This window comes from Rhodococcus sp. EPR-134 (assembly GCF_001647205.1).
In the GTDB taxonomy this organism is placed as follows: domain Bacteria; phylum Actinomycetota; class Actinomycetes; order Mycobacteriales; family Mycobacteriaceae; genus Rhodococcus_F; species Rhodococcus_F qingshengii.
Map to the genome: position 1 here is coordinate 1 of NZ_LVCT01000188.1, position 5691 is coordinate 5691.

At 64.6% G+C, this 5691-nt stretch carries 3 protein-coding genes and 1 pseudogene; all 4 read left to right on the forward strand.

Translation table 11 applies throughout. From position 1 onward, the window contains the following. Positions 1 to 601: pseudogene (locus A2J01_RS08430) on the forward strand (AAA family ATPase); the annotation flags it as partial. Beyond that, complete coding sequence (locus tag A2J01_RS08435) at positions 598 to 1371, forward strand: ABC transporter permease (protein ID WP_064112510.1); 774 nt, start codon at positions 598 to 600, stop codon at positions 1369 to 1371. The pseudogene A2J01_RS08430 and the gene A2J01_RS08435, both read left to right, overlap by 4 nt. A 36-nt stretch (positions 1372 to 1407) precedes the next feature. After that, complete coding sequence (locus A2J01_RS08440) at positions 1408 to 5217, forward strand: ABC transporter ATP-binding protein (RefSeq protein ID WP_064112511.1); 3810 nt, start codon at positions 1408 to 1410, stop codon at positions 5215 to 5217. A 175-nt stretch (positions 5218 to 5392) separates the two neighbouring features. After that, on the forward strand, positions 5393 to 5691 hold a 299-nt coding region (locus tag A2J01_RS08445), incomplete at its 3' end, for a 2-oxoglutarate dehydrogenase E1 subunit family protein (RefSeq protein ID WP_197494183.1).

Below are 5691 nucleotides of genomic sequence, written 5' to 3' on the forward strand. Positions count from 1 at the left end.
CTCGCTCGGAATGCGCCAACGCCTGATCCTTGCCACCGCGATGCTCGGTGATCCCGAGATCCTCGTGCTCGACGAACCCGCGAACGGACTCGACCCCGAGGGCATGGCGTGGCTTCGTCAGTTCCTGCAGACCTTCGCCGGTTCCGGCCGAACGGTTCTGATCTCGAGTCACGCGCTTCGTGAAGTGGAAGCGACCGTCGACAGCGTGGTCATCGTCAGCGCCGGCTCACTCGTCTACCAAGGGACCATGGACGAACTTCGCCGCTCGCAGCGCAGTCGACTGCTCGTCTCGTGTTCCAACCCAGCGCTCCTCGCCACGGCATTGGCCGCTCGCGGAATCATCGACGCCCAGATCACGCAGGACGGACGGCTCGCCGTGGGCGGCACCGACACGTCGGTGCTCCCACCGGTGGCATCCGCCGCCGGTGTCACGATCTTCGGCGTCGCAACCGAAGGCGCAGATCTCGAGCAACTGTTCCTCGCGATGACAACACCGCAGTACGCGGTTCCCCAGGTCGGATACCACCGCCCACCCGGTCCCGGTTCCGGACCGGGCTATTACGGCCCTGCCGCATACGGACCTACCGGAGGACACCGATGACCACGCTCGTGCGCGCGGAGACACTCAAAGTTCTCACCCTGCGCTACTGGTGGGCACTGGCCATCGCACCGGTCGTCGTGGCCGTGCTGATTGCTGCCTCCACCAGGACGTTCGTCGAAGCCGTGGCCGATTCGGCAGACACCACCTTCGACGTCGATGTCGTGTCCACCGGCGTCAGCCTCGGTGTCTCCAACACGCTTGTCCTGGTGTTCGCGGCTGTCTTCGGAGCACTCACCGCCGGATCCGAATTCGGCTACAAAACTCTCACCACGACGTTCCTCACAGCTCGCGGCCGTGACGGAGTTCTCGGCGCAAAACTTGCCGTCGTCGCGGTATTCGCCGTCGGCTACGCGTTGGCGGTCGAAGTAGTCAGCATCGGCGCGATGTTGCTCTTCGGCCGGGACTTCAGCTTCACCACCGATCTCTTCGCCATCTGCGCCGCAGGCATTCTGGCGTGCGCTCTGTGGGCACTGCTCGGCGCCGGGGTGGCACTGCTCACCGGTTCGCCGATGGCCGGTGCCCTCTCGGTCATCCTGTGGTTCGTCTTCGGTGAATGGATCGTCCGCGCAGTGCTGCTCGCGATGGATCTCGGCGGGGTCGGGGCCGCGCTTCCGGTGTCGGCCACGATCGGCACGATCATCAATGCGGCCCCGTCGATCGACGTCGACGCGTTTGCGTCCTGGCCGAGCGGCCCGATGATGCTGGCAGCTTGGGTGGTTCTGTTCTGCGGGCTCGGTTGGCTGCGGACCAGGACCCGCGACATCACCTGAAAAGGCTGTCTGGGGCCGGGTCTACCGTGGATCTCGATGAACACGATCAACACGGACAGTCCGGTAGCTGGAGAGGTCGATCGAGCTCCGAGCTGGATCCGCCGCTTGGCGCACGCATGCTGGTTGCACCGAAGAGTTGCCATCGGCGCGCTTCTGGTGACCGTCATCGCTTCGGCGATCGACATCTCGTTTCCTCTTCTGACCCGCTATGCGCTCGACGCCGCAAGCCAGGAGAACCCAGGCAAGGTGATCGGGTTCGTCGCGCTGGCGATCGCGCTGCTCGCGGTCGTGCGCTTCGCGTGCCAGTACGGCCGACGGATGCTTGCCGGCCGACTCTCGCTCGATGTTCAACACGACTTGCGGCTCGCCCTGCTCGGCTCGCTGCAACGCCTCGACGGACACGGGCAGGATCAGATCCGCACAGGCCAGGTGGTATCCCGGTCCATCACCGATCTACAACTCGTCCAGGGTTTGCTCGCGATGGTGCCCATGTCCGCGGGTGCGCTCCTGCAATTCGTGCTCGCGATCGGCATCATGGCGTGGCTCTCGCCGCTGTTGACTCTCGTCGCTGTCGCCGTCATCCCCGCAGTCGGGCTGGTGGTGTTCCTGATGCGACCGATGCTCTTCGCCGCAACATGGTCCGCGCAGCAGCGGGCCGCCGACCTCGCCCAACATGTCGAGGAAACCGTCACGGGCGTGCGCGTCGTCAAGGGATTCGGGCAGGAACAACGAGCCGTCGACCAACTCGAAAAGCACAGCCGCACGCTGTATTCGGAGCGTCTTCGCGCCGCGTGGTTGAACGCGAAATTCGCGCCGACCATGGCCGCCTTGCCCCAGCTGGGGCAGGTGGGAGTGATCGCCCTCGGCGGGTATCTCGCACTGCACGACAAGATCACCGTGGGAACGTTTCTCGCGTTCGCCACCTACATCGTGACGATGACCGGCGTCACCCGAACTCTGTCGTCGGTCATCGTCATGGCGCAGCTTGCGCGCGCCGCTGTCGAGCGTGTCTACGACGTCATCAACGCTCAGCCGGACATCGCCGATCCTGACCATCCGGTGGACCTGCCCGACGGTCCGCTCGGCGTCACTTTCGAAGACGTCGCATTCGGGTTCGACACCGAACGCGACGTCCTGACCGGGCTGAACCTCCGCATAGAACCGGGCGAGACCGTCGCCGTCGTGGGGCCGGCCGCGTCGGGCAAGACCGCGTTGTCCTTGCTTCTCCCCCGGTTCTACGCCCCGACTTCGGGTGTAGTCACCGTCGATACCGCGGGCGAGACGTTCCCCATCGGCGAACTGCGCAGTGAGCAGCTTCGTGCCGCCGTCAGCCTGGTCTTCGACGAACCTTTCCTGTTCTCGGACACCATTGCCGCCAACATCGCACTGGGTCGCGAGGACGCCTCCGACGAGGACATCCGCGACGCAGCAGCACTGGCACAGGCAGATTCGTTCATCGAGGCACTCCCGGACGGATACGACACCGTTGTCGGTGAACGAGGTCTGACGCTGTCGGGCGGCCAGCGTCAGCGCATCGCACTTGCCAGGGCACTGCTCGTCGACCCACGGATCCTGGTCCTCGACGACGCGACCTCCGCAGTCGATGCGGCTACCGAAGCCGCGATCTTCGACGCGTTCCGGGCCAGACGGCGCCAGACCACGCTCATCCTCGCGCACCGGCGATCCACCTTGACGCTGGCAGATCGCGTCGCGGTTCTCGACGGCGGACGGATCATCGACTCCGGAACCGTGGACGAGCTGGAAGCGCGATGTCCGCTCTTTCGCGCCCTGTTCTCCTCGCCGCCGGAACTATCCGCCGAAATCGACGAGGCCGGCCCTGACGCTTTCGGACATCAACGCCGCGAGCCCACAACCGAGCAGCTGTGGCCGCAGGCTCCGGAATCCGAAGCCGACAGCACTACCGCTTCGGCGCAGAGTGCCGGCGGACCGATGGCCGGAGCGCTCAGCGGAATCGCGGTGACTCCGTCTCTGCGGGCAGCAGTCGACGCTCTCCCACCCGCACGCGAAGACCCCGGAATTGCTCCTGAGAGCCTGCGCGAATCGAATCCACAGTTCTCACTCCGACAGATCTTGAGGCCGGTCCGCTGGGTTCTACTGGCGGTTGTCGTGTGCCTTGCCCTGGACTCCGCCGCGGCGATCGCATTTCCCTCCCTCGTCAGATATGCGATCGACCACGGAGTCGTGACCGCAGACAGCACCACACTCTGGATCGCGACGGCATTCGGCGCGCTCCTGGTCGCAGCGGACTGGGTCATCGTGGCGGTCATGACGGTGCTCACGGCCCGAGCCGGTGAACGCGTGTTGTTCGGGCTCCGCGTACGCAGCTATGCACACCTGCAGCGCCTGGGTCTGGACTACTACGAACGGGAATTGTCCGGCCGCATCATGACGCGTATGACCACCGACGTCGACGCGCTCTCGTCGTTCATCCAAACCGGTATGTCGACGGCGATCGTGAGCGTCCTGACCGTCGGCGGAATTTCGATCGCCCTCCTGGCGACCGACGTGACGCTCGGCCTGGTGGCGCTGGCCGTCATCCCACCGCTCGTGGTTGCGACCGTGATCTTCCGCAAGATCTCCTCGGTTGCCTACAGCCAGTCCCGCGAACGGATCTCGCTCGTCAATGCCGACTTCCAGGAGAACATCGCCGGTCTGCGAGCAGCTCAGGCCTACCGCCGCGAAGAAGGTGCGGCGCGTAGGTTCGCAGAACGCTCCGAGAGCTACCGCCGATCGCGGATGCGGTCGCAGCGAGCCATTTCGATCTACTTCCCTTTCATTTCGTTCCTGTCCGACCTCGCGTTGGCCGCGGTCGTGTTCGTCGGTGCGCACCAGATCGCCAACGGATCGACTTCGCCCGGCGTACTGATCGCTTTCGTGCTCTACCTCGGTCTGCTGTTCGGACCGATTCAGCAACTCTCACAAGTGTTCGATGGTTACCAACAGGCAAACGTCGGATTGCAACGAATCGGCGACCTGCTGCGCACTCGCAGTTCGATCGAGACTGCCGACAGCGAGGATTTGATCGCGATCTCCGGACGACTCGACGGCGCCGTCCATCTCGACGGGGTCGGGTTCCGGTACTCGGGTGCGGACGTCGACGCCCTCTCCGATTTCGATCTGCAAATCCCGCCGGGCACGACCGTCGCTCTGGTCGGCCGAACCGGTGCCGGGAAGTCGACGGTCGTGAAGTTGCTCGCCCGCTTCTACGACCCGACGTCCGGATCGGTCGACGTGGACGGAACCGACATCCGGAACTTCCACCTCTCGCAGTACCGACGTCGCCTCGGCGTGGTCCCACAAGAAGCCCATCTGTTCACCGGCACGGTCGCCGACAACATCGCGTACGGCAGGCCGTCGGCGTCGCACGCGGAGATCGAGGAAGCGGCACGTTCCGTCGGCGCACTGAATTCGATAGCCGACATGCGTGGAGGCATGAATCATCCCGTCGGCGAGCGCGGCCAGGGGCTCTCGGCGGGCCAACGCCAACTGATCGCATTGGCCCGTGCCGAACTCGTCGACCCGGACCTTCTGCTCCTCGACGAGGCGACCGCGACGCTCGATCCCGCGACCGAACGAATGGTGCTCGAAGCAAGTCGGTCGGTCACCCGGAAACGGACTTCCGTCGTCGTAGCTCACCGCCTCGCGACAGCTGCCCGAGCGGACCTCGTTGTCGTAGTTGACCGGGGACGTATCGTTGAATACGGCCCGCACGATGTTCTGCGGTATGCCGGTGGTCACTACTCGGGACTCTGGGATGCATCGCAGGCGCGTGAGGGGAATAATCTGACGTCGAGAACTGTCATCGAAGGCAACCCCGTCGCGTGACAGTCGGCACGGATTTGTACCGCCGAGAGGTAGTGCGCGATCGCAAGATCACGGACTTCCGTGAGACAGCTCACAAATTGTGTGCCGCACAATTGCTCGTCACACGCTCGGGCTAATCTCATGTATATAGGCGCTCTGATCGGGTACCGAAATAGAAACGAGGCGAACACCTGCCGTGAGCAGCAGTTCTACATCCCAATTCGGACAGAACCAGTGGCTGGTTGACGAGATGTACCAACGCTTCCAGGACGATCCGTCGTCCGTGGATCCCAGTTGGCACGAATTCTTGACCGATTACTCGCCGGACTCGGCGAACACGGGAGGTGGAAACGGGACTGCCTCGAACGGCAACGCGGCTGCACCCGCCGCTGTTGTAGCTCCGCCTGCTGCTCCCAAGGCCACGCCTCCCGCCCCCAAGACCGCACCTCCTGCGCCGGCTGCCAAGGCTGCCGCTCCGGCCCCCGCGAAGACGGC

Bases quoted from the DNA above. Each gene is read 5' to 3' on its own strand.
- A2J01_RS08440 (WP_064112511.1), top strand. From the start codon at position 1,408: ATGAACACGATCAACACGGACAGTCCGGTAGCTGGAGAGGTCGATCGA.
- A2J01_RS08435 (WP_064112510.1), top strand. From the start codon at position 598: ATGACCACGCTCGTGCGCGCGGAGACACTCAAAGTTCTCACCCTGCGC.